Annotated in this window: 25 protein-coding genes; 19 read left to right on the plus strand and 6 right to left on the minus strand. The window is 67.8% G+C overall.

Annotated elements, in window-relative coordinates:
* The first annotated feature begins 107 nt into the window (after positions 1-107).
* The 15 genes from EAO72_RS34120 (at position 108) to EAO72_RS34190 (ending at position 12653) form a co-directional block, all read left to right on the plus strand.
* The gene (locus tag EAO72_RS34120; RefSeq protein WP_148020905.1) at positions 108-296 is read left to right on the plus strand and encodes a hypothetical protein; all 189 of its coding nucleotides are present in this window, start codon (positions 108-110) and stop codon (positions 294-296) included.
* A 72-nt stretch (positions 297-368) separates the two neighbouring features.
* Positions 369-515, plus strand: coding sequence for a hypothetical protein (locus tag EAO72_RS34125; RefSeq protein ID WP_261991722.1), 147 nt, complete (start codon positions 369-371; stop codon positions 513-515).
* 262 nt (positions 516-777) lie between these two features.
* A complete protein-coding gene (locus EAO72_RS34135) occupies positions 778-1197 on the plus strand; it encodes a hypothetical protein (protein ID WP_148020906.1) in 420 nt (139 codons plus the stop codon).
* Positions 1198-1275: 78 nt separating this feature from the next.
* Positions 1276-1446: a hypothetical protein gene (locus EAO72_RS42285; protein ID WP_187285309.1), complete on the plus strand. Its 171-nt coding sequence runs from the start codon at positions 1276-1278 to the stop codon at positions 1444-1446.
* A gap of 968 nt (positions 1447-2414) precedes the next feature.
* Positions 2415-3011 carry a carbonic anhydrase gene (locus EAO72_RS34140; protein ID WP_148020907.1) on the plus strand — a complete coding sequence of 199 codons (597 nt, stop codon included), beginning with the start codon at positions 2415-2417 and terminating at the stop codon, positions 3009-3011.
* 48 nt (positions 3012-3059) lie between these two features.
* Positions 3060-4514 (plus strand): SulP family inorganic anion transporter, encoded by a 1455-nt coding sequence (locus EAO72_RS34145; RefSeq protein ID WP_261991723.1) that lies wholly within the window; start codon positions 3060-3062, stop codon positions 4512-4514.
* Between the two features lie 283 nt (positions 4515-4797).
* Positions 4798-5385 carry a hypothetical protein gene (locus EAO72_RS34150; RefSeq protein ID WP_261991724.1) on the plus strand — a complete coding sequence of 196 codons (588 nt, stop codon included), beginning with the start codon at positions 4798-4800 and terminating at the stop codon, positions 5383-5385.
* An 85-nt stretch (positions 5386-5470) separates the two neighbouring features.
* Positions 5471-6070, plus strand: a complete 600-nt coding sequence (locus EAO72_RS44195; RefSeq protein ID WP_410090555.1) for a copper resistance CopC family protein — start codon at positions 5471-5473, stop codon at positions 6068-6070.
* A complete protein-coding gene (locus tag EAO72_RS34160) occupies positions 6060-8108 on the plus strand; it encodes a cytochrome c oxidase assembly protein (RefSeq protein ID WP_148020911.1) in 2049 nt (682 codons plus the stop codon). Before EAO72_RS44195 ends, EAO72_RS34160 begins: the two co-directional genes overlap by 11 nt.
* Positions 8109-8134: 26 nt before the next feature.
* Positions 8135-8794, plus strand: coding sequence for a DsbA family protein (locus EAO72_RS34165; protein ID WP_148020912.1), 660 nt, complete (start codon positions 8135-8137; stop codon positions 8792-8794).
* Positions 8795-8814: 20 nt separating this feature from the next.
* Positions 8815-9414, plus strand: a complete 600-nt coding sequence (locus EAO72_RS34170) for a carbonic anhydrase (RefSeq protein ID WP_148020913.1) — start codon at positions 8815-8817, stop codon at positions 9412-9414.
* Between the two features lie 37 nt (positions 9415-9451).
* Entirely contained in the window at positions 9452-9913 is a 462-nt protein-coding gene (locus tag EAO72_RS34175) for a DUF3093 domain-containing protein (protein ID WP_148020914.1), read from the plus strand.
* Positions 9914-9965: 52 nt separating this feature from the next.
* The gene (locus EAO72_RS34180; RefSeq protein ID WP_148020915.1) at positions 9966-10718 is read left to right on the plus strand and encodes a cytochrome c biogenesis CcdA family protein; all 753 of its coding nucleotides are present in this window, start codon (positions 9966-9968) and stop codon (positions 10716-10718) included.
* A gap of 634 nt (positions 10719-11352) precedes the next feature.
* Positions 11353-12000: a DUF3105 domain-containing protein gene (locus tag EAO72_RS34185; RefSeq protein ID WP_148020916.1), complete on the plus strand. Its 648-nt coding sequence runs from the start codon at positions 11353-11355 to the stop codon at positions 11998-12000.
* Positions 11997-12653, plus strand: coding sequence for a DUF305 domain-containing protein (locus EAO72_RS34190; RefSeq protein WP_148020917.1), 657 nt, complete (start codon positions 11997-11999; stop codon positions 12651-12653). Before EAO72_RS34185 ends, EAO72_RS34190 begins: the two co-directional genes overlap by 4 nt.
* Positions 12654-12727: 74 nt before the next feature.
* On the opposite strand, the gene EAO72_RS34195 is transcribed toward EAO72_RS34190, so the two are convergent.
* The 3 genes from EAO72_RS34195 to EAO72_RS34205 are packed head-to-tail and all read right to left on the minus strand — an operon-like array spanning position 12728 to position 14417.
* Positions 12728-13345 carry a methyltransferase family protein gene (locus EAO72_RS34195; RefSeq protein WP_148020918.1) on the minus strand — a complete coding sequence of 206 codons (618 nt, stop codon included), beginning with the start codon at positions 13343-13345 and terminating at the stop codon, positions 12728-12730.
* Entirely contained in the window at positions 13342-14082 is a 741-nt protein-coding gene (locus EAO72_RS34200) for a cation transporter (RefSeq protein ID WP_148020919.1), read from the minus strand. Before EAO72_RS34200 ends, EAO72_RS34195 begins: the two co-directional genes overlap by 4 nt.
* Entirely contained in the window at positions 14082-14417 is a 336-nt protein-coding gene (locus EAO72_RS34205) for an ArsR/SmtB family transcription factor (RefSeq protein WP_148020920.1), read from the minus strand. Before EAO72_RS34205 ends, EAO72_RS34200 begins: the two co-directional genes overlap by 1 nt.
* A 265-nt stretch (positions 14418-14682) precedes the next feature.
* Between EAO72_RS34205 and EAO72_RS34210 the strand changes: the two genes are divergently transcribed.
* From EAO72_RS34210 to EAO72_RS34220, 3 genes are all read left to right on the plus strand, one after another.
* Entirely contained in the window at positions 14683-15135 is a 453-nt protein-coding gene (locus EAO72_RS34210) for a hypothetical protein (RefSeq protein WP_148020921.1), read from the plus strand.
* Positions 15136-15288: 153 nt separating this feature from the next.
* Positions 15289-16395 (plus strand): PLP-dependent cysteine synthase family protein, encoded by a 1107-nt coding sequence (locus tag EAO72_RS34215; RefSeq protein ID WP_315986324.1) that lies wholly within the window; start codon positions 15289-15291, stop codon positions 16393-16395.
* Entirely contained in the window at positions 16392-17663 is a 1272-nt protein-coding gene (locus EAO72_RS34220; RefSeq protein WP_148020923.1) for an MFS transporter, read from the plus strand. Before EAO72_RS34215 ends, EAO72_RS34220 begins: the two co-directional genes overlap by 4 nt.
* Positions 17664-17718: 55 nt before the next feature.
* On the opposite strand, the gene EAO72_RS34225 is transcribed toward EAO72_RS34220, so the two are convergent.
* Positions 17719-18444, minus strand: coding sequence for a DUF1775 domain-containing protein (locus EAO72_RS34225; protein ID WP_148020924.1), 726 nt, complete (start codon positions 18442-18444; stop codon positions 17719-17721).
* Between the two features lie 1033 nt (positions 18445-19477).
* On the opposite strand from EAO72_RS34225, the gene EAO72_RS34230 reads away from it, so the two are divergent.
* Positions 19478-20515, plus strand: coding sequence for a C40 family peptidase (locus EAO72_RS34230; RefSeq protein ID WP_148020925.1), 1038 nt, complete (start codon positions 19478-19480; stop codon positions 20513-20515).
* A 40-nt stretch (positions 20516-20555) separates the two neighbouring features.
* Here EAO72_RS34230 and EAO72_RS34235 read toward each other — a convergent pair whose 3' ends face one another.
* Positions 20556-21485 carry a M56 family metallopeptidase gene (locus tag EAO72_RS34235; RefSeq protein ID WP_148020926.1) on the minus strand — a complete coding sequence of 310 codons (930 nt, stop codon included), beginning with the start codon at positions 21483-21485 and terminating at the stop codon, positions 20556-20558.
* Complete coding sequence (locus EAO72_RS34240) at positions 21482-21850, minus strand: BlaI/MecI/CopY family transcriptional regulator (RefSeq protein WP_148020927.1); 369 nt, start codon at positions 21848-21850, stop codon at positions 21482-21484. The genes EAO72_RS34235 and EAO72_RS34240 overlap by 4 nt, the downstream gene beginning before the upstream one ends.
* Positions 21851-21914 lie beyond the last annotated feature (64 nt).

The raw sequence follows: 21914 nt of genomic DNA on the forward strand, positions 1-21914 counted from the left end.
CGGCCAGCAGGGCGGGGCCGGGCGGCCGGTTCGCGCGTGTGGCGGCTTTCGCCTGCACCTCCGCGGCCCTGGTCGCCGCCACTCATCACGCCGCCTCAGGCCAGCCGGTGCCAGCCTCACGCGCCAGGACATCGATGGCCTGCCAGGAGCTGTCGAGCCAGCTCGATGCCCTGTACGAGGCCGACTGCGACGGGGCCCTCCCCGAGCAGATCGGCACCCGGAACAAGGTGCAGCCCGAGCCGGAGGTTGCGCTAAGGCTCCAGCAGACTCGGGTCGTCGATCGCGGCGACGGGTAAGGCGGGGACGGACGAGATGGGCGCCGACACCGTCAACCGGGAGCTGTCCATCGCGCGCCAGGTAATCGGCTGGTGGCAGCACCAGGGCTGGATGAAGGCGCTCCGACGATCGACATCGAGCGGCGTGCGGCACCGCCCGACCGCACCAGGGCCCTGGCGGAGGATCAGATCGCCACCCTGTGGAACCTGGACGTCGTCCTCCGGGAGAACACGCAGTGAAAGATGCTCTACGAGTGCGCGCACGCGCCGATGAGTGCTGTGGCAGTCCGGCACCGCCCAGTTCCCGCCCCGACTCATCGCTCGCCGCACCCGCGACCCGCCGTTCCTCACAGACCGCAAGGCCCCAGCCGGAGCACCGAGGCCCAACGCACATCCTTCTACCGGGTGACACATGGCATCCGATCGCGTGGCGCGGCTCGTGCCTGCCGTCGGCAGAGGTGACGATGCCGGGAGAGCTATGCGTAGAGGGCGGAGGAGAGCGATGCCGACGACCTCCCGCCCCCGCGCCCGGTCGGGGCTGACGCGTGTCGCGTTCATGGTCCTCGCTCTGGCCGCTCTCGCCCTGCTGCACGCCCTGCTCACCCCGGCCGGCACCCACCTGGCCGCAGAAGACCCGGGATGTTCGCACGACCGTCGCGGCTTTACGGCCGACCGCTGCCCGCCGGCCGTCGCCATGGCGCCGCCAGGCGGGCAGCAGCATCCCGAACACGACCCGGCCGCCCGGGTCTGCGAGAGTGCCGCGGCCAAGCGGCCGACGCATCCCGCGCCCCAACCGGCGATCTCCCTCGTCGCGCCAGCGCTGTCGCCGCTCGACGCGTTCGGCCCCACACGCTCCTTGGGGCTCGGCCCGATCCAGGATGGCGGAGTTCCGGCCGTTTCGCGGCAGATCCTGCGCTGCTGACCGGGCCGGGCCGCCCCGCGCACCGCTGGGGTCTGCCCCGAAGCCCGGTCACCCCCACCCACATGCAGCAGGAGAACCATGCCCAGCGACGCCTACGCCGTCATCGCCGCCCTGGTCCGCGCAACTGCACTCCGTACTGACTACGACGCCCGCGAGTACCGGCCCACCGAAGAGCCCGTCACATCGGCCCACGAGCAGCAGGCCGCGCGGGAGGAGACCCGCTGCGAACGGTGCGCACCCAGGGCCTGAGGGGCAGGTACCACCGGTTCGTGGCCGGTGCGCGCCAGGGCGGCGACGGGCAGTTCACCCACCGCCTTTGCCACGCGCAGGCGGGGATCGTCTGGTCGCAAGAGGGTGGCCGGTTTCGGTCGGCTCCTGCCACCCACCGTCCGCTCGTAACGCGCTGTTTACATCCGACTTGGAACTGTTACCGACAGCGGATCGTCGGACTGATCGACGGCTTTGCGAGGCGTCGCGCCGGAAGAGAGGGCAAGGAGTGTCAGGGAGCAGGTATGCGGTGCGCGCTGTCGCGGCCCTGCTGACCGCTGTCCTGGCGGTGCTGTTCTTCTCCCATGCCGCTGCCGCGGCGCCTGCACATGAACGTGTGTCGCAGGGTTCCGGGCCTGTGGCCGTTTACGAAGCGCACCTGTGCGACGCCGCCTTCCGGCCAGAGGAGGCTGCCGGGCACTGGGCGCGAGTCCGTGAGAACAGCCCCCCGGCAGGTCATTCCGGGCCGACTAGTCCCAGGGCCGGCTGTGCGTCGGCGGCGCCGTACGACTGCGGGCCCTTCCGGCAGGTGCCGTACGAGCCGGTCGGACAGCCACCACCCGTTTCACCTGCCCTGTTGCAGGTCTTCCGCTGCTGACAGTCAGGCCCCATTCCACGCTCCGCTCGTGCTGGAGTCGTGTCCGCTCCTGGCGTGCCGCTGAATCTCAAGCGCCTGTGAGACGTGCCCGCGTGCCCGCAGGTGAATCGTCACCCGCGAAGGCCGGCATGTCCGCCACTGACCGTCCGAGTCCGGTCAGGCCGTCCGGGGTGTGAGGAACGGGACCCGCCTCACGAGCAGACCTTCTCCTGCGAACCCTGCAAGGCGGTGCGGCGTCCTCTTCGCCCACCCGCGCCGGGCGGCTTCACGCTGCCCGCCGCTTCCCTCCAGGGCCCGCAGCCCCCAATCCATCACATCGACGCCCCCTGCCGGGGCGCAGGAGGTACCTGACATGCGAACCCTGATCGACCACGCTCGTTCCTTCCGCCATCAGGCCGCCGGGGAACTCGGCCGGCTGGCCGTCGGCCAGCAGCCGCAGGCCCTGTTCATCGCCTGCTCCGACTCACGCGTCGTTCCCTCCCTGATCACCGGCGCCGGGCCGGGCGAGCTGTTCGAGATGCGCACCGCGGGCCATATCGTTCCCCCCTACCGCCTGGAGGGCCCGTCCGGTGAGGCGGCCACCATCGAGTACGCCGTCGAGGTCCTCCAGGTTGCCGACATCGTGGTGTGCGGCCACTCCCACTGCGGCGCGGTTGGTGCTCTAGTACGCGGCGACGACCTCACGGCCGTCCCCGCCGTGAAGGGCTGGCTGGCGCACGCGGCCTCCTCGTCCCTGCAGGACGGCAGCACGGGTGGGGAGCCTGCCGCGGATCTCGCGGGCCCGGTGCAGCGCCATGTCCTGAAGCAGTTGGAGCGGCTGCGCGGCTATCCGGGCATCGCCCGCCGACTGACCGAGGGGCAGCTGCGGCTGCACGGCTGGTTCTACGAAATCCACACCGGGCTGGTGTGCGAGCACCGGCCGCAGGACGACGCATTCCTGCCGCTGTGACCCCGCGCGCGATCCGACCTCTGGCCCCCACACTTGCCAAGGACCCCCGTGAATCCGGACATCCTGCGGCGTGACGTCGCCGCCTCCCTCGTCGTCTTCCTCGTCGCCCTCCCGTTGTGCGTGGGCGTCGCCGTCGCCTCTGGCGTACCAGCCGAACTCGGCCTGGTCACCGGTATCGTCGGCGGCCTGCTCACCGGCCTGCTGCCGGGGAGCAGCCTCCAGGTCAGCGGCCCTGCCGCGGGTCTTACCGTCCTCGTCTACGAAGCGGTCCAGACCTACGGCCTGCCCGCCCTCGGCGTGATTGTCCTAGCAGCGGGCCTGCTCCAGCTGGTGCTGGGCGCCCTGAAGTGCGGGCGCTGGTTCCGCGCCATCTCCATCGCTGTGGTGGAGGGCATGCTCGCCGGAATCGGCCTGATCATCATCGCCGGTCAGCTGTACGCCATGGCAGGCGTGGCAGCACCCGCATCGGGCACCGGCAAGATCGCCGGTCTTCCCGGCTTGGCCGGTGACGTCTCTACCTCCACCACGATGTGGACCTCCTTCGCGATCGGGGCGGGCACCGTGGCGGTGATGCTGCTGTGGCAGCGCCTGCCCGCGAGAGTGCGGGTGGTGCCCGGCGCGCTGGTGGCGGTGTCCCTGGCCACCGGCGCGACCTGGCTGCTGGACCTGTCGGTGAAGACGGTCGAGGTCCGCGGCTTGCTCGACTCCATCCAGCCGCCCGGAACCGAAGTGCTCGGAAGGCTTGGCATTGGCGTACTCGGCACCGTGATCGCCTTCACCCTCATCGCCTCCGCCGAGTCGCTGTTCAGCGCGGCCGCGGTGGACCGTCTGCACGACGGCCCGCGCACCGACTACGACAAGGAACTGATGGCTCAGGGCGCGGGCAACATCGTCTGCGGAGTGCTCGGCGCCCTGCCAATGACCGCGGTCATCGTCCGGAGCGCCACCAACGTCCAGGCCGGTGCCAAGACCAAGGCGTCCCGGGTCCTACACGGGCTGTGGCTGCTGCTGTTCGCCGCCCTGCTGCCGGCCGTCCTCGCGCTCATCCCCATCGCCGCGCTCGCCGGCATCCTTGTGCACGCCGGCGTCAAACTCCTGCCCGCCAAGCAGTTCCCCGCCCTGTGGCGCGGCCACCGTGGAGAGGCCCTGATCCTCGCGGCGACCGCCTTGGCCATCGTCACCATCAACATGTTCGAGGGTGTCCTTATTGGCCTGATCCTGGCCGTGGTCAAGGCTGCCTGGCAGACCTCGCACATCAAGCTGGAGGTGATAGACCAAGGAGCCGGCTCGGTCCAGGCATATCTGTCGGGCAACGCGACCTTCCTGCGCCTGCCGAAAATACTGGACGAGCTGGGAGCACTGCCCAAGGACCGGCCCGTCGAGCTGGACCTGTCTGGGCTGCACCACCTTGACCACGCCTGCCACGCTGCCCTGATCACCTGGGCCGAACGGCACAATGCCGAAGGCTCCCAGTCGGTACGGATGTCCCCGGCCCTGACATGACACGCCCGGCCCCGGCCTCCTGCGCAACCGGTGGCGCCGCCGCACCCCATCCCAAGTGCGGCGGCGCCACCGGCGAAGCCCGGGGGCAAGCCCTGGCGGCGGAGCCGGTACTGTGCAATGGCGTACAGCGCGAGTCCGCGCCCGCCCTTTTGCCTGCTACGTCTGAACGACGGGCCTCTCGGAAAGCCACGACGTCATGCCACGTACCGGTCCGACACCACCTGCCTCCCCGGCTATGGGGGCGCTGCGCGGGTTGCGGGCGGGCGCGCTGGCGGTGTTGTGCGTGCTGCTGCCACTGGCTGGCCATGCCCTGTCGCAGGGCCACGCGCCGCGGTGGACGATCGTGGCTGGTGTGGCCGGAGTCATCATTCCCGGATCGGTGTTTCTGACGCGGCACCGGTTGTCGGATACCCAGCTTCTGGGTGTGCTGGCCGGGGCTCAGTTGGCGTACCACATCGCTTACTCCCTGCCCGGCGCCTGCGCGGCCATGACTGACCCTGTCGGGTTGCCTGGCCTGGTCGAGCACGCTCCCGTCGTCGGCACCCCGCCCGAAGTCCTGTTGGCCGGGCATCTGGTCAGCCTGGTGATCGCGGCGCGGCTGTTGGGTGTCACCGAGCAGATCCTTTGGCAGAGCAGGCCGCTTCTGAGAGCTGTGCAGCGCCTGCTGCTGTTCGTGTGGCCGCATCTGCGATTCGCACATGATCCATTGTCGGAGTTGCGCCCCGATAGGAACGTCTCTCTGCCCGCGTCGGCGGTCCCGGCTCGCTGGCATGCGGGCAGAGCGCCACCGCATGCCCGGCGTGGCGTATCTGCGCCCGCCGCCTTCGCACTGACCGGGCCGACGCCCTTCGGTGGTCCCTGCATGCCCTGACGGGCGCAGTCGCGGGTGCCGCCAGGGCCGGCACCTCTTGCCCGGCCCTGCCGGGAACCACAGGAAGCCCCCTCCTATGCATGCCATGAACTGGCGTGCCGCCCGCGCGGCGGCACGCACTCTCGTCGTACCTCTGGCCGGTGGCCTGCTGTGGGCAGCCGCCCCGACGGCAGCTGCCCACACGGACCTCCTGTCGAGCAACCCGGCCGACGCCGTTTCCCTGGGGCGCATGCCGGACAGTATCCGGCTGACATTCAGCGATGAGATGAGCCAGCTTTACGCCAAAGTTGCTCTGACCTCCCCGGACGGGACCCAGGGGGGCGCAGGGCGGCCAGAGGTAGTGGGGAAGACCGTCACGCTCGCCGTGCAGCCCGGCCTTCCCCCAGGGCGGTACACGGTGGGTTACCGCGTCGTCTCCGCCGATGGGCACCCGGTCGCCGGTTCCTACCGCTTCAGCGTGAGGGAACAGGCAGCAACCCCCCTTGCGTCAGCCGCTCCTGCGCCGTCGTCTCCCAGCAGCAGCAGCAGCAGCAGCAGCCCGGCAGCCCGTTCGAGCGATGTCTCGCGGAGGGCCAGCACAGCATCGTCCTCCGGGCTTCTGCCCGCTCTTGCCGTAGCCGGCGTGCTCGTCGTCGGAGTTGGCGGGGTCGCCCTGTACCGCAGGAGGTCAGGCCATGGCGGTTGAGTTCAAGCACGCGGTACGCCCGCCTCTCCTAATCATGTCGGCGCTCGGCGGCGCGATGGCCGTGACGGTGCTCGCTCTGCGGGGCGCGGGGTCGGCGGCCGAGCAGGTACCAGGAATCGCGGGCGCCGGGGAACTGACCGCGTGGGCACTGCCCGTCGCCAGGATCGTGACGGACGCCGCAGCGGTGGGAACTGTCGGCGCGCTGCTGATGGTGACGGCGCTGCTGCCCGGTGGCCGGCGGCTCACCGACGCGCAGCTGCGCTATATGACGTGGGCCGCGGTCACCGCCGCGGTGTGGGCGGCGGCATCCGCTGCCCTGCTGATATTGACCTTGTCCGATCTCTTCGCACAGCCAGTCGTTGAGATCCTTCGCCCCTCGGTGCTGGCCGACTTCGTCGTCACCGATACCCAGGGGCGCTCGTATGCCGCGATGACGGCCGCCGGGATGGTCTTGGCGACCGTATGCCTGGGCATCAGTACCGCTCGGTGGGGGCGGGCCGCGCTGGTGCTGGCGTTGGCCGGGCTGCTGCCACCCGCCTTCACCGGTCACTCCTCCGGTGCGGGCAATCATGACGCCGCGGTCACGAGTCTGGCCTTGCACCTGCTGGGTGTGGCGATGTGGGTCGGCGGCCTGATCTTTCTTCTCGTCGCCGCCCTGAAACGGGAGGATGCCGCCGCAATGGCGGCCCGCCGCTTCAGTCCACTGGCGGGCGCGGCGTTCCTCGCGGTTGCCGCCTCCGGCCTCGTCAACGCGGCCGTCCGCCTGCCATCCGTCACGGACCTGTTCAGCAGTCGGTACGGGCAGATGGTGCTCCTCAAGGCCGGCGCCCTGATCGTTCTCGGCGGCGTGGGATGGTGGCACCGCCGCCGCACTCTTGCCCGACTGCTTGAGGGTTCGCGGCGGCCGTTTCTGCGGCTGGCGTGCGGAGAACTTCTGGTCATGGCAGCCGCGATGGGACTGGCGGTGGCGCTCGCCCGCACGCCCCCGCCCCGCACGGGCGCCACCTCTCTCACGCCCGCCGAAGAGTTGCTGGGCTTTGCGATGCCGCCGCCTCTCGGTGACTTCCCTTGGACGCCGCTGTTTACGCAGTGGCACTTCGATCCGTTGTTCGCCTTCGGCACGGCCGGCGCAGCCCTGCTGTATCTGGCCGGGGTACGCAAGATGCGCGCCCGTGGTGACGTATGGCCCGTCGGGCGCACGATCGCGTGGATGCTCGGACTGGCGATCACAGTGCTGGCCACCATGAGCGGCCTGGCCGTGTACGGCAAGGTGCTCTTCAGCGTGCACATGGGCCAGCACATGGTCCTCGCGATGACCGTGCCGATCCTCCTGGTCCTGGGCGCACCTGCCACGCTTGCCCTGCGGACGCTACCCAGCGTCCCGAAGGGCGGCCCGGACGGTCTCCGCGAGTTGCTTCTGAAGCTTCTCCACAGCCGCTACGTCAAGGTCATCTCACACCCGGTGGTTGCGAGCGTCTTCTTCATCGCCAGCGCCTTCGCCGTCTACTACACCTCGCTCTTCGAAACGCTGATGCGGAGCCACCTCGGCCACACTTTGATGCTGGTGCACTTCCTCGCGGTGGGGCTGCTCTTCTTCTGGGTGATCATCGGAGTGGACCCCGGGCCCCGCCGCCCACCTCATCTGGGCCGGCTGTTCGCCCTGATGCTGACCATGCCCTTCCACTCCTGGTTCAGCATCTCCCTCATGAGTTCCACCGAGCTCATCGGCGACGGATGGTGGGCGGATCTGGGCCGGACCTGGGGCGCCACGTTGGCAAAGGACCAGTACAACGCGGGGTCCATTGCCTGGGCCACCGGTGACATTCCCGTACTCATTACCACGATCATCCTCGCCGCTCAGTGGGTCCGCTCCGATGCTCGCGAGGCACGCCGGATCGACCGCCAGATCGAACGCGGCGACGCCAACAACCCTTTGGCCGCTTACAACGCGTACCTGGCCGGCCTGCGCGCACGTGACCGCATTTCGGGTTCAACGGCGCCACCCGCTGCCCAACAGCAGCCCCCGCCCAGCGAATGAAACCGTCCGAATCCTCACGAGGAACTATGAAAAAGCACCTGTACGTCGGGGTAGTAATCCTGGCCGCGCTCGCCGCCGCCTTCGGCTCCGTTCTCGCCTTCTCACCTGACGGCCCGAGATCCGCCTCCTTCAACGCCGAACCTGCAGCGGAGGCTCAGCCCGTTCGCACATCCAGCCACCGCCTTACCCAGCCCAAGAACAGCGAACTCACAGTGGTCGAGTTCCTTGACTTTGAATGCGAGGGATGTGGGGCAATGCACCCGGTCGTCGAGCGGCTCCGCGAGGAGTACAAGGACCGGGTCACCTTCGTCGCCCGCTACTTCCCGATGCCGGGTCACCGCAACAGCCAACCGGCTGCCCAGACAGCCGAAGCGGCAGCCCAGCAAGGCCAGTTCGAAGCGATGTACGGCAAGCTCTTCGCGACGCAGAAGGAGTGGGGGGAGGCGCAGGAGTCCAAGGCTGCAGTCTTCCGTGGTTATGCGAAGGAGCTCGGCCTCGATCTGAAGAGGTACGACGCCGCAGTCAAGGATCCGAAGACCGCTGAGCGCGTCCTGGTCGATCAGGCTGACGGCCTCAGCCTGGGAGTGCAGGGCACGCCCACCTTCATCGTCGACGGGGTCCGGGTTGCCACGCCCGGCTCGTACGAGGCATTCAAGGCCCTGATCGATGAACGGCTCGCCCAGTGAGTCGGCCCGAAGACCGGTCGATGATGGCGTACTTCGTCGAGCAGACGCGCAGCTATGCGGCACGTGCCGCGGCGCACGGCGTCGACCTGGACCAGTTCGCGGGCGGGCAGGCTCCGCAGGTGCTTTTCATCTCCTGCTCGGACGCGCGACTCGCGCCTGCTTGGCTCACCGGCAGCCGGCCGGGCGAACTCCTCGAACTGCGCACCCACGGCGGGACGGTCTCCCGCTACCAGCCTGAAAACCCCTTGCCGGACGCTGTGACGATCGAGTTCGCCGTGGAACGCCTCAACGTGGCCGACATCATCGTGTGCGGACACTCTCAGTGCGAAGTCGTCAGGGCTGATGTTTTCCCAGGAACGAACAGTCACCCCGGGAGCGAAGATCCGTCGGCCGGGGCAGTGACGACCGACGTGCAAGTGCCGCAGGACATTACGACCGGTGACGTCACCGCCGCGGGACACTTGCACGTCATTCGGCAACTGGACGTGCTCAGCGACTATCCCTGCATCGCGCTCCGTATGGCCGACAACAGCCTGCGCCTGCATGCCTGGTTCCACGAAGTCGAAACGGGCGCCACCCTCCAACACCGGCCGACCGCGAACGCGTTCCTCCCGCTGTGAACCAATCCCACGAAGACCACTTCATGAAGGTGCGCACATGACAGCCACGGCACAGCCCACATACGACGAACGCCTGACAGCGCCGCGCTCTTGGTGGTTCATCGCCCTGCTCGCCGGGGTCGCACTGGGCCTGATCGTCCTGCCGTACGGACCGCTGCCCATGATGGGCGGCCTCGTCGTCGGTACCGCGATCGCCTGCACATGGGTCAGCGGGCAGGGCTCCTCGCGTATCCGTGTCATCAATGGCCTGCTCATCGCAGACGACGCCAAAATCCCGGTGCAGGCACTGGGCGCTCCGGAAATCCTGGAGGGAGAGGAATCGCGTGCCTGGCGGACGTACAAGGCCGACATGCGGGCCCACATGTTGATGCGCAGCTACATCACCACGGCGGTGCGTGCCGAGGTGGTCGACCCCGACGATCCCACCCCCTACGTGTACCTCTCGACGCGCAGTCCCCAGCGGTTGGTCGAGGCCCTTGCCGCCGCGCAGGCGGCCTGAACCCGTCATGAAGACCGTAATTGCGCAACTCTCTCCGAAGGAGGGGTGACTCGTGCTGATCGCTTCCGCAACGGATTCCGCTGTGCTGAGCGGCTCGTTGCTGCTGGCCCTGCCGCTCGCTGCCCTGGCGGGCGCGATCTCGTTCTTCTCGCCCTGTGTACTGCCCCTGGTGCCCGGATATCTGTCCTATGTGACCGGGATCAGCGGCGCGGACCTGGAAGCGGCACGCCGTGGCCGCATCGTGGGCGGAACGCTGCTGTTTCTGGCGGGATTCACTGCCGTGTTCGTCTCCTGCGGCGCTGCATTCGGCTACGTGGGCAACACATTGCTGGCGTACCAGGACCCACTGATCCGGATCCTCGGGGCGCTGACCATCGTGATGGGTCTGTCTTTCATGGGCGTGTTGCCCGGGATGAACCGGGAATGGCGCATTCACCGGCGCCCGGCAGCCGGTTGGGCCGGTGCTCCGATGCTGGGAGTGCTCTTTGGCCTGGGCTGGACTCCGTGCATCGGCCCCACGCTGGCCGCTGTGCAGGCGCTTGCCCTCAGCGAGGCCAGTGCGGGTCGGGGAGCTGTCCTCACTGTCGCTTACTGCGCGGGGCTGGGCCTGCCCTTCCTCGCTGCAGGGCTGGCTTTTCGGAAGGCGCTCGGAGTCTTCGACTGGGTGAAAGCCCACTACACATGGGTGATGCGCGCAGGCGGCGTCATGATGATTGCCACCGGCGTGCTGATGGTCACCGGTGTTTGGGGTTACCTGGTCGGCCAGATGCAGTACTGGGCGGCGGGCTTCACCGTTGGCATCTGAACCGGTGCGCCGGCCCCGTCGCCTGAGCGTCCCAACCTGGATGCCACGAGGCGCGTCAGGACGCATTGCCCCGCCCATGGAAATCGCTAGGATCTGCGCACGATGACGAGACAGTGGACCAGCGCCCCGCGGGCCGTCGGCCTTCGCCTGCGCTACGTGATGAGCTGGGCGGTCAGCCTGGCCATCGCTCTGATCGCTCTCGTGGCGTGTGCTCAACTGGAGTCCCGCGCAAACTCTATGGCCCCGTTTGCGGTGACGTCCGTCGCGGCGCTTGCCCCGTCTCCTCTGCTTCCTGACGGGTGCGCAGATCACCAGCCTGGTGGTCCAGAGCACTGCGCGAGTGCCCTGCAGCACATGGGCAAGGCATTGGCGCCTGCCCCGGACATGGGCGAACCCTGGGCGAAGGGCAGCAGTATCGCGGCACCGTCACTGTCGGTCCCCGATCTGGTTTCACCGCCGTGCACCCCCTCGCCCGTTGTTGATCTTCATGTGCTGCAGGTGCAGCGGACTTAGGCCGGATCGTCCCTTTCCGCAGAACACATCGGGCGCCTTGAACCACGCCGGTGAACGAAGTGACGACCAATCGCCATCCGCTACGCATCCGCCGCCACTCCGGCGGCACAAGGGACATCCCATGGGCACTGCCAAAGCAAAATCAGCGGCCACCGCTCGACGGGCCAAGCTGGACGAACTTCGACGCGTCGAGCGGGCACGTGAACGCCGCAACAAGATAATCACCGTCGTCATCTGCGCGGTGATCTTCGTGGTTCTGGCCGGAGGGGCGGGCTATCTGCTGTTCACGATCGAGGGCGAGGAGAAGAAGCAGGAGACAGCCCGCACCTCACCCATCAAGGGGGAGAAGACGTGGAAGAAGCTCACGCAGAACCACGTGGCCAAGCCCGTCACGTATCCCATGACACCGGCTGCCGGGGGTGACCACGCCCAGGCGTGGATGAACTGCAATGGGGACGTTTACGCCAAGGAAGTGCGCCAGGAGAACGCCGTTCACGCTCTGGAGCACGGCGCGGTCTGGGTCACCTACAACGACAAGACCCCGGCGTCCGATGTTGCGACGCTGAAGCAGAAGGTGTCCCAAACCCCGTACACGCTGATGAGCCCGCACTCCAAGCAGACAGGTCCGATCACCTTGACGGCCTGGGGCAAGCAGCTGTCTGTGGACAGTGCCTCCGACCCGCGCATCGCCACCTTCTTCGACAAGTACGTGCAGGGTGAGCAGACCCCGGAGCCGGGTGCCGCGTGCACGAACGGTCTGACGGCGTGAGTCCTCGCCGCCCGGTACCGCGCTGGTTCGTCGTGTCGGCCCTGCTGCTGGGCCTCTGTGGTGCTGCCGGGGCGATCGCTGTCGCGATCCCGGGCCGGACGCAGGCAGCCCAGCCGGTTCCGGCAGGCGAGTCAGCTGACGCCGGTTTCGCTCGCGACATGGCGGTGCACCACCAGCAGGCCGTCGAGATGTCGTTCCTCGTACGCGACAACACCCGCAACGAGGAGTTGCGGCGGCTCGCCTTCGACGTCATCAACACGCAGGCCAATCAACGGGGCATGATGCTGGGCTGGCTCGACATGTGGGGTGCCTCCAAGGTCTCCAGCGATGGTCCGATGCGCTGGATGAAGGGCCACTCTGTGCCGGGCGGTGCGGGGATGCCGGGAATGGCCACCCGTGCCCAGCTGGAGCGGCTCAGGTCGGCCAGAGGCAAGGCGGCCGAAGTCCTCTACCTGCAGTTGATGATCCCGCACCACCAGGGCGGCGTCGTCATGGCCAGAGCCGCAGCTCAACAGGTCAAGAGCAGCCCGGTTCGGGGCCTCGCCGCGGGCATCGTCCGCGCCCAGAAGTCCGAGATCAGCCTGATGCGGGACATGCTCGCCCAACGTAGCGCCTCTCGGTCTCCCACGGCTTCGCCTTCGCCCCACCACTGACGGCAGTTACGGCCAGGCCCGGTCCGGCATCGATACGCCGCACCGGGCCTGGGTTGTGACCACGGGCTCGAGCCTCAGGCATCCTGGCGCCGGCCGACTCCCGGAAGGAAGCGACCCGTGCGCGCCGAATAGAGGCCGTATGCCTGACCGTGCACGCCGGAAAGGTAGGGCTCCTCGACGACGCGGACCTGCAGCTCAATCGCGAACAGCAAAAGCCCCAGGGCGATTACAGCGATCACGTTGGGCACCATCAGCGCCAGGCCGACGGCCGTGGCGGTCATGGCGGTGAAGACGGGGTTGCGTACGTGAGTGAACAGGCCAGTGGTGACCAGGTCCGTGCGTTCTGCGGCGTCCACGCCCACGCGCCACGAGGCACCCATATTGGTCTGCGCCATCAGGGTGGCCCCGATGCCTGCCAGGGCGATCACCAGTCCCGCCCACCGCACCGCAGGCATCTCATCCCCGGAGAGTGCGGGCAGGCCGAACAGGGCGGCGACAGGAGCTGCGGCCCCACCGAGCAGCGCGAGAACGAAGAGCACCCCTGCCCACCAGGGTGGTGAGCCGGGCCTGCCGGAGATGCCGCGGAAGCCGGTATCTCCGGTACGGCGTTGCTGCATAGCACCGCGTACCCCGAAGGCGGTCATCGTCCACGCCACGTACAGAGTCAGTGCCGTTAAAGCCCAGCCGTTCATCTCCGGCCCTCGCTTCCCTCCGTGGTGCAGCAGGCGCATTCCGGGGCGCAGCCGCAGGCATCGCCTCCGTCTTCCGCACCTGTGATCGAAAGGGTCGTGGCGGGCGCCGCGCAGCAGCCCTTGCCCTGCCACGCGTCGCGGCCTTCCTTGAGGGCGACGGCTGCGATGACCAGGGCGGCGATCGGATCCGCCCAGGTCCAGCCGAGCGTGGCGTTGACTATGAGCCCAGCTAGGAGCACGGCAGACAGGTAGGTGCACAGCAGCGTCTGCTTGGAGTCCGCGACCGCCGAGGCTGAACCCAGCTCGCGCCCGGCCCGGCGCTGGGCCGCCGACAGGAACGGCATGACCGCAAGGGACAGTGCCGCGAGCGCAATGCCGGGGATGGACCGATCGGCCTCACCGGTGCCGCCCAGGACACGTATCGCGTCGACTCCCACGTATGCGGCAAGAGCGAAGAAGGACACGGCGATGATCCGCAGGGTGGTCTTCTCGCGCGCCTGACGTACAGCGTGATCGCGGGCGGAGAACTGCCAGGCCACCGCACTGGCGGAGGAGACCTCGATGACCGAATCCAGCCCGAACCCGACCAGCGCGGTAGAGGAGGCGACGGCGCCCGCGGTGATCGCCACCACGGCCTCGATGACGTTGTAGGCAATCGTCGCGGCGAGCAGGAACCGGATGCGGCGGGCGAGAGCTTCACGGCGATCCGGGGACGGGCTCAGGGATATGACGGCCATCAGCAGCAGTCCTTCTCGTCTGCTTCGGCACAGGTACGGTCTGCTGCGACGGCCACGACGGCCGCGCGCAGATCGTCCAGGGCGTGCCCAAGACGCGGGTCGGCGAGCTCGTAGCGGGTACGCCGGCCCACCGGCACGGCGACCACTAGACCGCAGTCGCGCAAGCAGGCCAGATGGTTGGAGAGGCGCGTACGGGAGATTCCCAGGGCCTCGGCCAGATCTGACGGATGAGCCGGAGTCTCTCTCAGGGCGAGGAGGAGCCGGCAGCGGATCGGATCGGCCAGCGCGCGGCCGAAGCGGGCAAGGACGTCGATGTCGGAGGCAAGCGTCAACACCGCGTGAACGATACACGTTCCCCTGAATTCAGGGAACGATGTACTGACACATGGGTAGGCGGCGAGCATCTCGGTCCGGGTAGGGCGAGGAGTCTCGGCGCAACCAGGACAGGCGGTGAGGGTCACTTCGTCGCTGCCGGTGGACCCCGCGACGGGCTGGCCGCCGGGAACCGACAGTCACGCGCCCATGTGTGAAAGTGGCTGGATCACCCTCACTCGTACGGGGGGACGCGTGACTTCCCAGGGCTGCACACAGGGTAGCGTCATGATCACTGTGCGAGATCGAATGTGGTGGGTGCGCGAGGACCGCGGCAGCATCGTGGTCGCCTTGGTGGTGGCTGCGCTGGCCGTGCTGCTTCTCGGTGTCTGTGACAGCGGGGGCCACCATCGCCTGGTCGGGGTCAAGGTAGACGAGCAGGCGCTCCCCGTCGCGTCGGCTGCACCGTACGAGCCGCACGCACCAGAGATCCTCCCGGCTCTCACCCGGGCTTCCTCCGTCGGTTGCCAGGGCGGTGATCGTGACCACTGCTCTCCCGTGGCCGAGCAGCATGTCGCGACCCAGGCGGAGGATCGTCGCTTCCTCCAGGAGCTACCGGGGACCGCCGCCGGGAAGTGGGCAGCCGCAGCCCCGGTCTGGTGCAGCGGTATCCAGGAACGCGAGTTTCCTGTCACGGCGGGGCGTGATGTGTTGAACCGGTTGTGCGTGTCCCGAAGGTGACGAGGTCAGGCCGTGTACGAGCGGCAGTTTCTGCCGCTGTCCGGCCTACTGCCTGATTCAGCCCCCTCTCCCCTCGTGGGGCCGAGGCCGCACGTCGAGTTGTAGACGGCTATGCGCCGCCATCGTGCCCCAACGCACGAAAGACACCCTCACATGACTGGACTTTCCCTGCCCGAAAACCTGAAGGCTTCCCCACCCAGCGTCCTGGAGGCTGTCGGCGGCACTCCCGTGCTGTGGGTGGACGAGCCGTTCGCCACCTCACCCGGAGGCTTCTGGGCCAAGCTCGAAGGATTCAACCCCGGCGGTATCAAGGATCGCGCAGCCCTGCATATGGTCGCCCGGGCCCGCGAACGCGGAGACCTCCGCCCCGGATCCCCGATTGTGGAATCCACCTCCGGCACCCTGGGGCTCGGCCTGGCGTTGGCCGGTGTCCTGCACGGCCATCCGGTGCATCTGGTGACCGACCCCGGCATGGAGCCGATCATGGAGCGGATGCTCACCGCCCACGGTGCCACCCTCTACATCGTCGACCAGCCTCACCCCGAAGGCGGCTGGCAGGAGGCGCGCCGTCAGAAGGTGGCCGAACTCCTTGCTGCCTTGCCGGGGGCTTGGTCGCCCGACCAGTACAACAACCCCGACAACGTGGCCGCCTACGCGGGGCTGGCCACCGAACTCGCCGACCAGTTGGAACACATCGACATCCTCGTCTGTGCAGTCGGCACCGGAGGGCACTCGGCCGGCATCGCCCGGGGTCTGCGTCGACGGATGCCCCAGCTGCGGCTGGTCGGGGTCGACACCATCGGATCGACCATCTTCGGCCAGCCCGCACGGACCCGCCTGATGCGGGGGTTGGGCTCCTCGATCTATCCCCGCAACGTCGACTACACGGCCTTCAGTGAAGTCCACTGGGTCGCCCCGGGCGAAGCCGTCTGGTCGGCCAGGTGCCTGGCCGCACGCCAGTTCGCTACCGGCGGCTGGAGTGTGGGAGCGGTCGCCCTGGTCGCCGGCTGGGTGGCCCGCACCCAGCCGGCAGGCACCCGCATTGCCGCCGTGTTCCCCGACGGGCCGCACCGCTACTTCGACACCGTCTTCAACGACGACTACTGCCGCGCCCACGATCTCCTCAACACCCCACCGACCACCGGGCCCGACACCATCGACGCCGCCGGATTGCGTGAGGTAACCCGGTGGACACGCTGCACCACCGTCACCGACCCCACGAAACCCCCGACCTCGATCAACGCCGGAGCCCACCAGTGAAGACGACGTGGCGTCAGGCCCGCTCCTTCGACCCCACCGTGCAGCTGCTGCTGATCAACCAGCTCAGCATCAACCTCGGCTTCTACATGCTCATGCCCTACCTGGCGGCCCACCTCTCTGGCACCCTGGCTCTGGCAGCCTGGGCCGTCGGCCTCATCATGGGTATGCGTAACCTCTCCCAACAGGGCATGTTTCTCATCGGCGGGGCCTTGGCCGACCGGCTTGGCTACCGGCCGCTGATCATCGCCGGATGCGCACTTCGCACCGTCGGCTTCACCGCCCTCGCCTTCGCCGACACCCTTCCCGCACTCTTGGCCGCCTCCGCCGCTACCGGGCTGGCAGGCGCACTGTTCAACCCGGCCGTCCGCGCCTACCTGGCGGCCGAATCCGGCGAACGACGTGTCGAGGCGTTCGCCCTGTTCAACGTCTTCTACCAGGCCGGGATTCTGCTCGGGCCGCTGATCGGGCTGGCGCTGACCGCAGTGGCGTTCCCTGTCACCTGCCTGGTGGCTGCCGTCCTGTTCGCGGCCCTGACTCTGTTGCAGATGCGCCGACTGCCGGCCCGGACCGGCGCAACCGCAGGCGAGGGGACAACCCTGCGCGAGCAGGCGGCCGTAGTCATGCGCAACCGGCCGTTCTGGCTGTTCTCCGCAGCCATGACCGGTTCCTACGTCCTGTCCTTCCAGATCTATCTGGCCCTGCCCCTGGAGACCAAGCGCCTGGTCGGTGACGGCACAACAGGGACTGCAGCCACCAGTGCACTGTTCGTCATTTCTGGGTTGGTTGCGCTCGGTGGACAGATGCGCATTACCGCCTGGTGCAAAAAATCTCTGACGCCCCAGCACTGCCTGGTGGCCGGGCTCGCACTGATGGCGATCGCGTTCCTGCCCCCGATGCTCACCTCCGGCCAGCACCTCACCTCAGCCGGATGGCGCACCGCGGTCATCATGCTGCCGCTGCTCGCCTGCGCGGCCCTGCTCGCCGCAGCGACCGCGGTGCTGTACCCGTTCGAGATGGATACCATCGTGGCCCTGTCCGGCGGACGCTGGGTCGCCACCCACTACGGCCTCTACAACACCGTCTGCGGTATCGGCATCACGTTGGGGAACCTCGCCACTGGCGCGGTCTTGGACGCCGCCCGCGATGCCGGCCTCGCCGCCCTGCCCTGGGTCGTCCTGGCCTTGGTCGGCGCGTGCTGCGCAGCCGCTGTCGCAGCACTCGCACGCAGCGGCAACCTCACCACCACCCCAGTCCCAGTGCAGGTCTGACATGAGCGTGCTGGTGCGCAGCCCAGTTGCTTCTGCGCACCAGCACGCTGGGTGCCTACGCCCGGCTGCGGTTGCGGCGCGTCCACCACACAGTTGCCCCGGCGACCGCGACCAGCGCGGCCGCGATCAGCCCAACCAACAGGCCGGTATTACTGCCAGAACTCTTCTTGCTTTCAGGCTGTGCGGAAGGCGATGACTCGGTCGCCGGAGTGGACGCTGCCGGTGACGGCGTGCTGGCACTCGGCGTCGGCGAAGGACTTGGCGCAATCGCTTTGGCTCCCGGGGCCGCCGCCTTCAGTTCCAGGACCGGGGCGGGGTTCTCCACCTTCTGACCGTTGCTGGGCACCTCGATCCAACGGGAGACCTTGCCGTCGCTGTACGTCTCAATGGTCTTGAACGCCAGCGACTTCGCGTCGGGCAGCTGCCGAACCGTGATGCTGTGCTCGGCGTCCGTCCCCGCAGTCAGTGCTGTGCCGCCCACGGTGTACCCGTCGTCTGTGGTGCTGAGCGCCCAGCCCTTGGGGGCCTCCTTCAGCGACACAGCGTCCGGAGCGATGCCTGCGGGCAGCACGACCCGCAGCTCCTTGAATCCCGCAGCGTCCGACTCCGCCTCCGAGGTAAACGTAAGCGTGACGTTCTCCGCCAGAGCGCGGGCGTCAGAAGCGCTGACTTCGGCGTGGGCAGCGGCAGTACCCGCCCCCGCCGCAAGGACAGCAGCGGTGACTGTCGCCGCAATCCCTATCCGGCAAAGGCTGCGGCAGGTACGTGATGTGTTCGCCATGAATGAAACTCTTCTCGTGCAGGTGGGGCCGGCCGTCGGTGAGCAGCCCGCTATGGATTGGCAGCGTCTACAGCCGCACCCATGGCGGGCCCCTGCGGACCACGGCGTGACACAGGACCACCTGCAATGCAGACTTCCCCGGTCTGGCCGGCAAGGGGCATTGCGCGGGCAGGGCAGCCGCTGTGCGCAGTGGCTGCGGCCCCAAAGGCCCCAGTGCGGCAGCAAGGGCAGCGATCGCGGTCCGTGTCCATCTGCTGGCAGTCTGTGGAAGCTTGCTCAGAGCCTGATCCGCGCGATACATCAGCACCGCCACCGCTACAGCAGCCAGCCAATGCACCGACGTCATCACGAACGGACTGTGATGAGCCGAGTATCCGGAGCCTGACATGGCGTGCATTTCGTGCTGCCTGCCCATGACAGGGGCTGAACTGGCCAATGCCGCGTGCAGCAACGCCTGGGCGCAACCGGTTGCCGCAGCCACCAGCCACCACGAGCGAGGCGTACCTGCCGACATTGCGGATACGGCGAACACGGCAGCCGCTGCGGCGAGCAGTTTCAACCAGGGGACAGCACTCTCGGCGACCAGGTGATGTCCCACGACCGCGAGGACGCTGCTGATCGCCGTGAACACAGCAGCCCGGATCCACCGACCCCCTCGCCACATGCTCGAAGTCTTCTTCTGGTTCGTCGTTTCTCTGAGCCTGTCCATGCCGCGCCCATCATCCCCGGAAACCTCGCTTGCGGTCTCCGCCCCCTGAGAAGTGCCGCACTCGAGTGCGCTCATTCGACCGACCGGTGTGGCCGCGTCGCCGTCCTTCGGTCGGTGGCGGCCCGGCTTCCCTGTCTGCGCAGTACGGCACTCGCTGCAGTTGAAACTAAGTAACTAAGTAACTTAGTCTCCGAGTGCCCTTCGTTGACCGGTCGCCCGCTCGGGGTGACGGCGAAGGCGCTGCCGCACCGTGTCTCCCGAAACGGACCGCAGGGCAACAGAACGTCCCGCGGCCCGCGACCCAGGAAGTAGGAGTCAGACTCCGTGGCGTCCCACCGTCGTCCCAAGCAGGCCAGTCACGCGTATACGACCGCGCTCACCGCGACTGCGGCTGCCGCCGTTGCCTTCTCGGCGCAGACTGCATCAGCCGATCCGCTGCCCGACCCGTCCAAGAAGGGCGTACAGGCGCAAATTGACCGCCTGTATGAAGAGGCCACGCAGGCAACAGAGAAGTACAACGGGGCTAAAGAAAGGGCCGAGCAGCTGGACAAGCAGGTCAAAGACCTGCAAAGCGCCGCAGCCCGCAAACAGAGTGGCCTCAACACACTCCGGAATCAACTGGGTGCAATTGCTTCCGCTCAGTACCGCAGTGGCGGGCTCGACCCGTCCGTGCAACTGCTGCTGTCGTCGGACCCTGATGAGTTCCTCGAAGGGGCGGCAGCGCTGGACCGTCTCGGCGCGCATCAACTCTCCGCATGGCAACGCTACGCGAAGCAACAGCGCGAGTTGCAGCAGCAACGCACGCAAGCCATGGCAAAGGTCAAGGATCTGGGCAGTACCCGTACGGAGCTGGGTGTAAAGAAGAAGGAAATCCAGGGCAAGTTGGCGAAGGCGCGGCAGCTGCTCAACAGCTTGACAGCCAAAGAGCGTGCAAAGATCGCCGAGGACGAAGAGCGAGCGAACCGGTCGAGCGAGCGCACGGAGTTGGGCAACGAGGCCAGTGGCTCGCAGCGCGCCGCTTCGGCGTTCAGCGCCGCCCAGAGCCGAGTCGGCCTGCCGTACGTGTGGGGCGCCACGGGCCCCTCTTCCTTCGACTGCAGCGGTTTGACTTCATGGGCCTTCCAGCAGGCGGGCGTCTCTATCCCGCGGACTTCGCAGGCTCAGGCCGGGGTCGGTACAAGGATCAACTCATTGAGTGCGTTGAAGCCTGGCGATCTGATCATCATGCGGACCGACCTGAGCCACGTCGGCTTCTATGCCGGCAACGGACAAATTCTGCACTCTCCCAAACCGGGCGCCCAGGTGCGCTACGAGTCCATCGCGCGGAGCGGCATGCCGTTCATGTGGGGCGTACGCATCTGACGATCGGGTCGGCGCGGACAGCAGGATTGACGCAGCCGGGCTACAGAGGCAGAAGCGCGAAGGTGGTGCTCAGGGCGAGGCTCGGAGGGCAAGCGACGAGCACGGGAAGTAGCGGCACCACCATCGCGGCCGTCGCGATGCAGCAAAGCATGGCCAGGTTTGCGCTCGGGACTGGAATGAGAATGCGCTGGAGTCTGACCGCGACGCCATGACCTCCGACCCCTAGCGCACCGTCCGGGACGCTGGCGGTGGCCATCTCGTACATGGCGGTAGCCAGCACGTTACGTCCTGTCCTGCGAAGCGCCCGGTCGTCGGCAATCATCTCCAGCAGGAGCGGAATTTGCTCCCGCATCACAGAGGCGAGCGGGAGCCCGCGAAAGACGGCGGCGAAGGCTTGGGAAGCCGCTAGGAGCAAGTGGTGCCGGCCGGCGATGTGCGCCCGCTCATGCTCAAGAACCGCGCCGAGTTGCTTGCTGGAGAGGAGCTCGACAGCGCCCCTGCTGACGACGATCCTGGGTCGGTATCCGGGAAGGCAGTAAGCCGTCGGTGCGGCGTGCTCCAGCACAGTGGCTCCCAATACCGCCGACCGGCGACCTACCAGGTCCAGCACTCTTCTGTGCCGCTTGCGGATAGCCCGAGCGCGCCGTACGCAGATGGTGAAGGTGACCACCAGAGCGGCACCCACAGCTCCCGCCCCTACGTAGCCCGCGTAGTTGGCCCTGGTTGAGCTCGGCGCATCAATGCCCAGCGCGACTCGGCATGTGTAGATGATGCCGTGAAGGTGCGTATGGGGACTTGCCAGATGGAGGGCACCCAGCGCAAGGCAAAGCGAGAACGAGCAGGCGAGCGTCAGCCAGACGGTCACGGCCAGAGCCGGAGCCCTGTGCGGCCAGCTGCTGCGCGCCATGATGCGCGGAGCAAGCGTCCCGACCGCTGCGGCGTAACCCAACAGGGCAGGCGCTGCGTTCACGGGGTGAGGTCGTGTCCGGCGGCGCGAAGGGCATCGCGCAGAGCGGATACCTCGTCATCGGACATGCCGCGGACGAAGTGAGCCAAGGCCACCGACCGGTCCTCACTGGCACCCAGAGCATCTTCCATCAGCGCAGCCGAGTACGCCTCCCTGCTACGCACCGGCGTGTAGAGCCAAGCGCGCCCCTGCTTCTCGCGCGTGAGCCAACCCTTGTTGTAGAGGATTGTGGTGACCGTCATCACGGTGGTGTAAGCGGCGGGGCGTCGCGCGTTGATCGAATCAACCACCTCTCGGACCGTGGCGGGTCTGCCCCATGTCCAGAGGCAGTCCATGATCTCGGCTTCGAGATCTCCCAGCCGCCGCATACCCAAGCCTTTCCTGCTGCCACAGTCTCACCGTCCCGCAATACTAGGACGCTGTCCTAACCTT

It is taken from the genome of Streptomyces sp. OR43 (assembly GCF_008042275.1).
Taxonomy (GTDB): domain Bacteria; phylum Actinomycetota; class Actinomycetes; order Streptomycetales; family Streptomycetaceae; genus Streptomyces.

Bases quoted from the DNA above. Each gene is read 5' to 3' on its own strand.
- EAO72_RS34135 (WP_148020906.1), top strand. From the start codon at position 778: ATGCCGACGACCTCCCGCCCCCGCGCCCGGTCGGGGCTGACGCGTGTC.
- EAO72_RS42285 (WP_187285309.1), top strand. From the start codon at position 1,276: ATGCCCAGCGACGCCTACGCCGTCATCGCCGCCCTGGTCCGCGCAACT.
- EAO72_RS34140 (WP_148020907.1), top strand. From the start codon at position 2,415: ATGCGAACCCTGATCGACCACGCTCGTTCCTTCCGCCATCAGGCCGCC.
- EAO72_RS44195 (WP_410090555.1), top strand. From the start codon at position 5,471: ATGAACTGGCGTGCCGCCCGCGCGGCGGCACGCACTCTCGTCGTACCT.
- EAO72_RS34160 (WP_148020911.1), top strand. From the start codon at position 6,060: ATGGCGGTTGAGTTCAAGCACGCGGTACGCCCGCCTCTCCTAATCATG.
- EAO72_RS34165 (WP_148020912.1), top strand. From the start codon at position 8,135: ATGAAAAAGCACCTGTACGTCGGGGTAGTAATCCTGGCCGCGCTCGCC.
- EAO72_RS34170 (WP_148020913.1), top strand. From the start codon at position 8,815: ATGATGGCGTACTTCGTCGAGCAGACGCGCAGCTATGCGGCACGTGCC.
- EAO72_RS34175 (WP_148020914.1), top strand. From the start codon at position 9,452: ATGACAGCCACGGCACAGCCCACATACGACGAACGCCTGACAGCGCCG.
- EAO72_RS34185 (WP_148020916.1), top strand. From the start codon at position 11,353: ATGGGCACTGCCAAAGCAAAATCAGCGGCCACCGCTCGACGGGCCAAG.
- EAO72_RS34195 (WP_148020918.1), bottom strand. From the start codon at position 13,345: ATGAACGGCTGGGCTTTAACGGCACTGACTCTGTACGTGGCGTGGACG.
- EAO72_RS34200 (WP_148020919.1), bottom strand. From the start codon at position 14,082: ATGGCCGTCATATCCCTGAGCCCGTCCCCGGATCGCCGTGAAGCTCTC.
- EAO72_RS34210 (WP_148020921.1), top strand. From the start codon at position 14,683: ATGATCACTGTGCGAGATCGAATGTGGTGGGTGCGCGAGGACCGCGGC.
- EAO72_RS34215 (WP_315986324.1), top strand. From the start codon at position 15,289: ATGACTGGACTTTCCCTGCCCGAAAACCTGAAGGCTTCCCCACCCAGC.
- EAO72_RS34225 (WP_148020924.1), bottom strand. From the start codon at position 18,444: ATGGCGAACACATCACGTACCTGCCGCAGCCTTTGCCGGATAGGGATT.
- EAO72_RS34240 (WP_148020927.1), bottom strand. From the start codon at position 21,850: ATGCGGCGGCTGGGAGATCTCGAAGCCGAGATCATGGACTGCCTCTGG.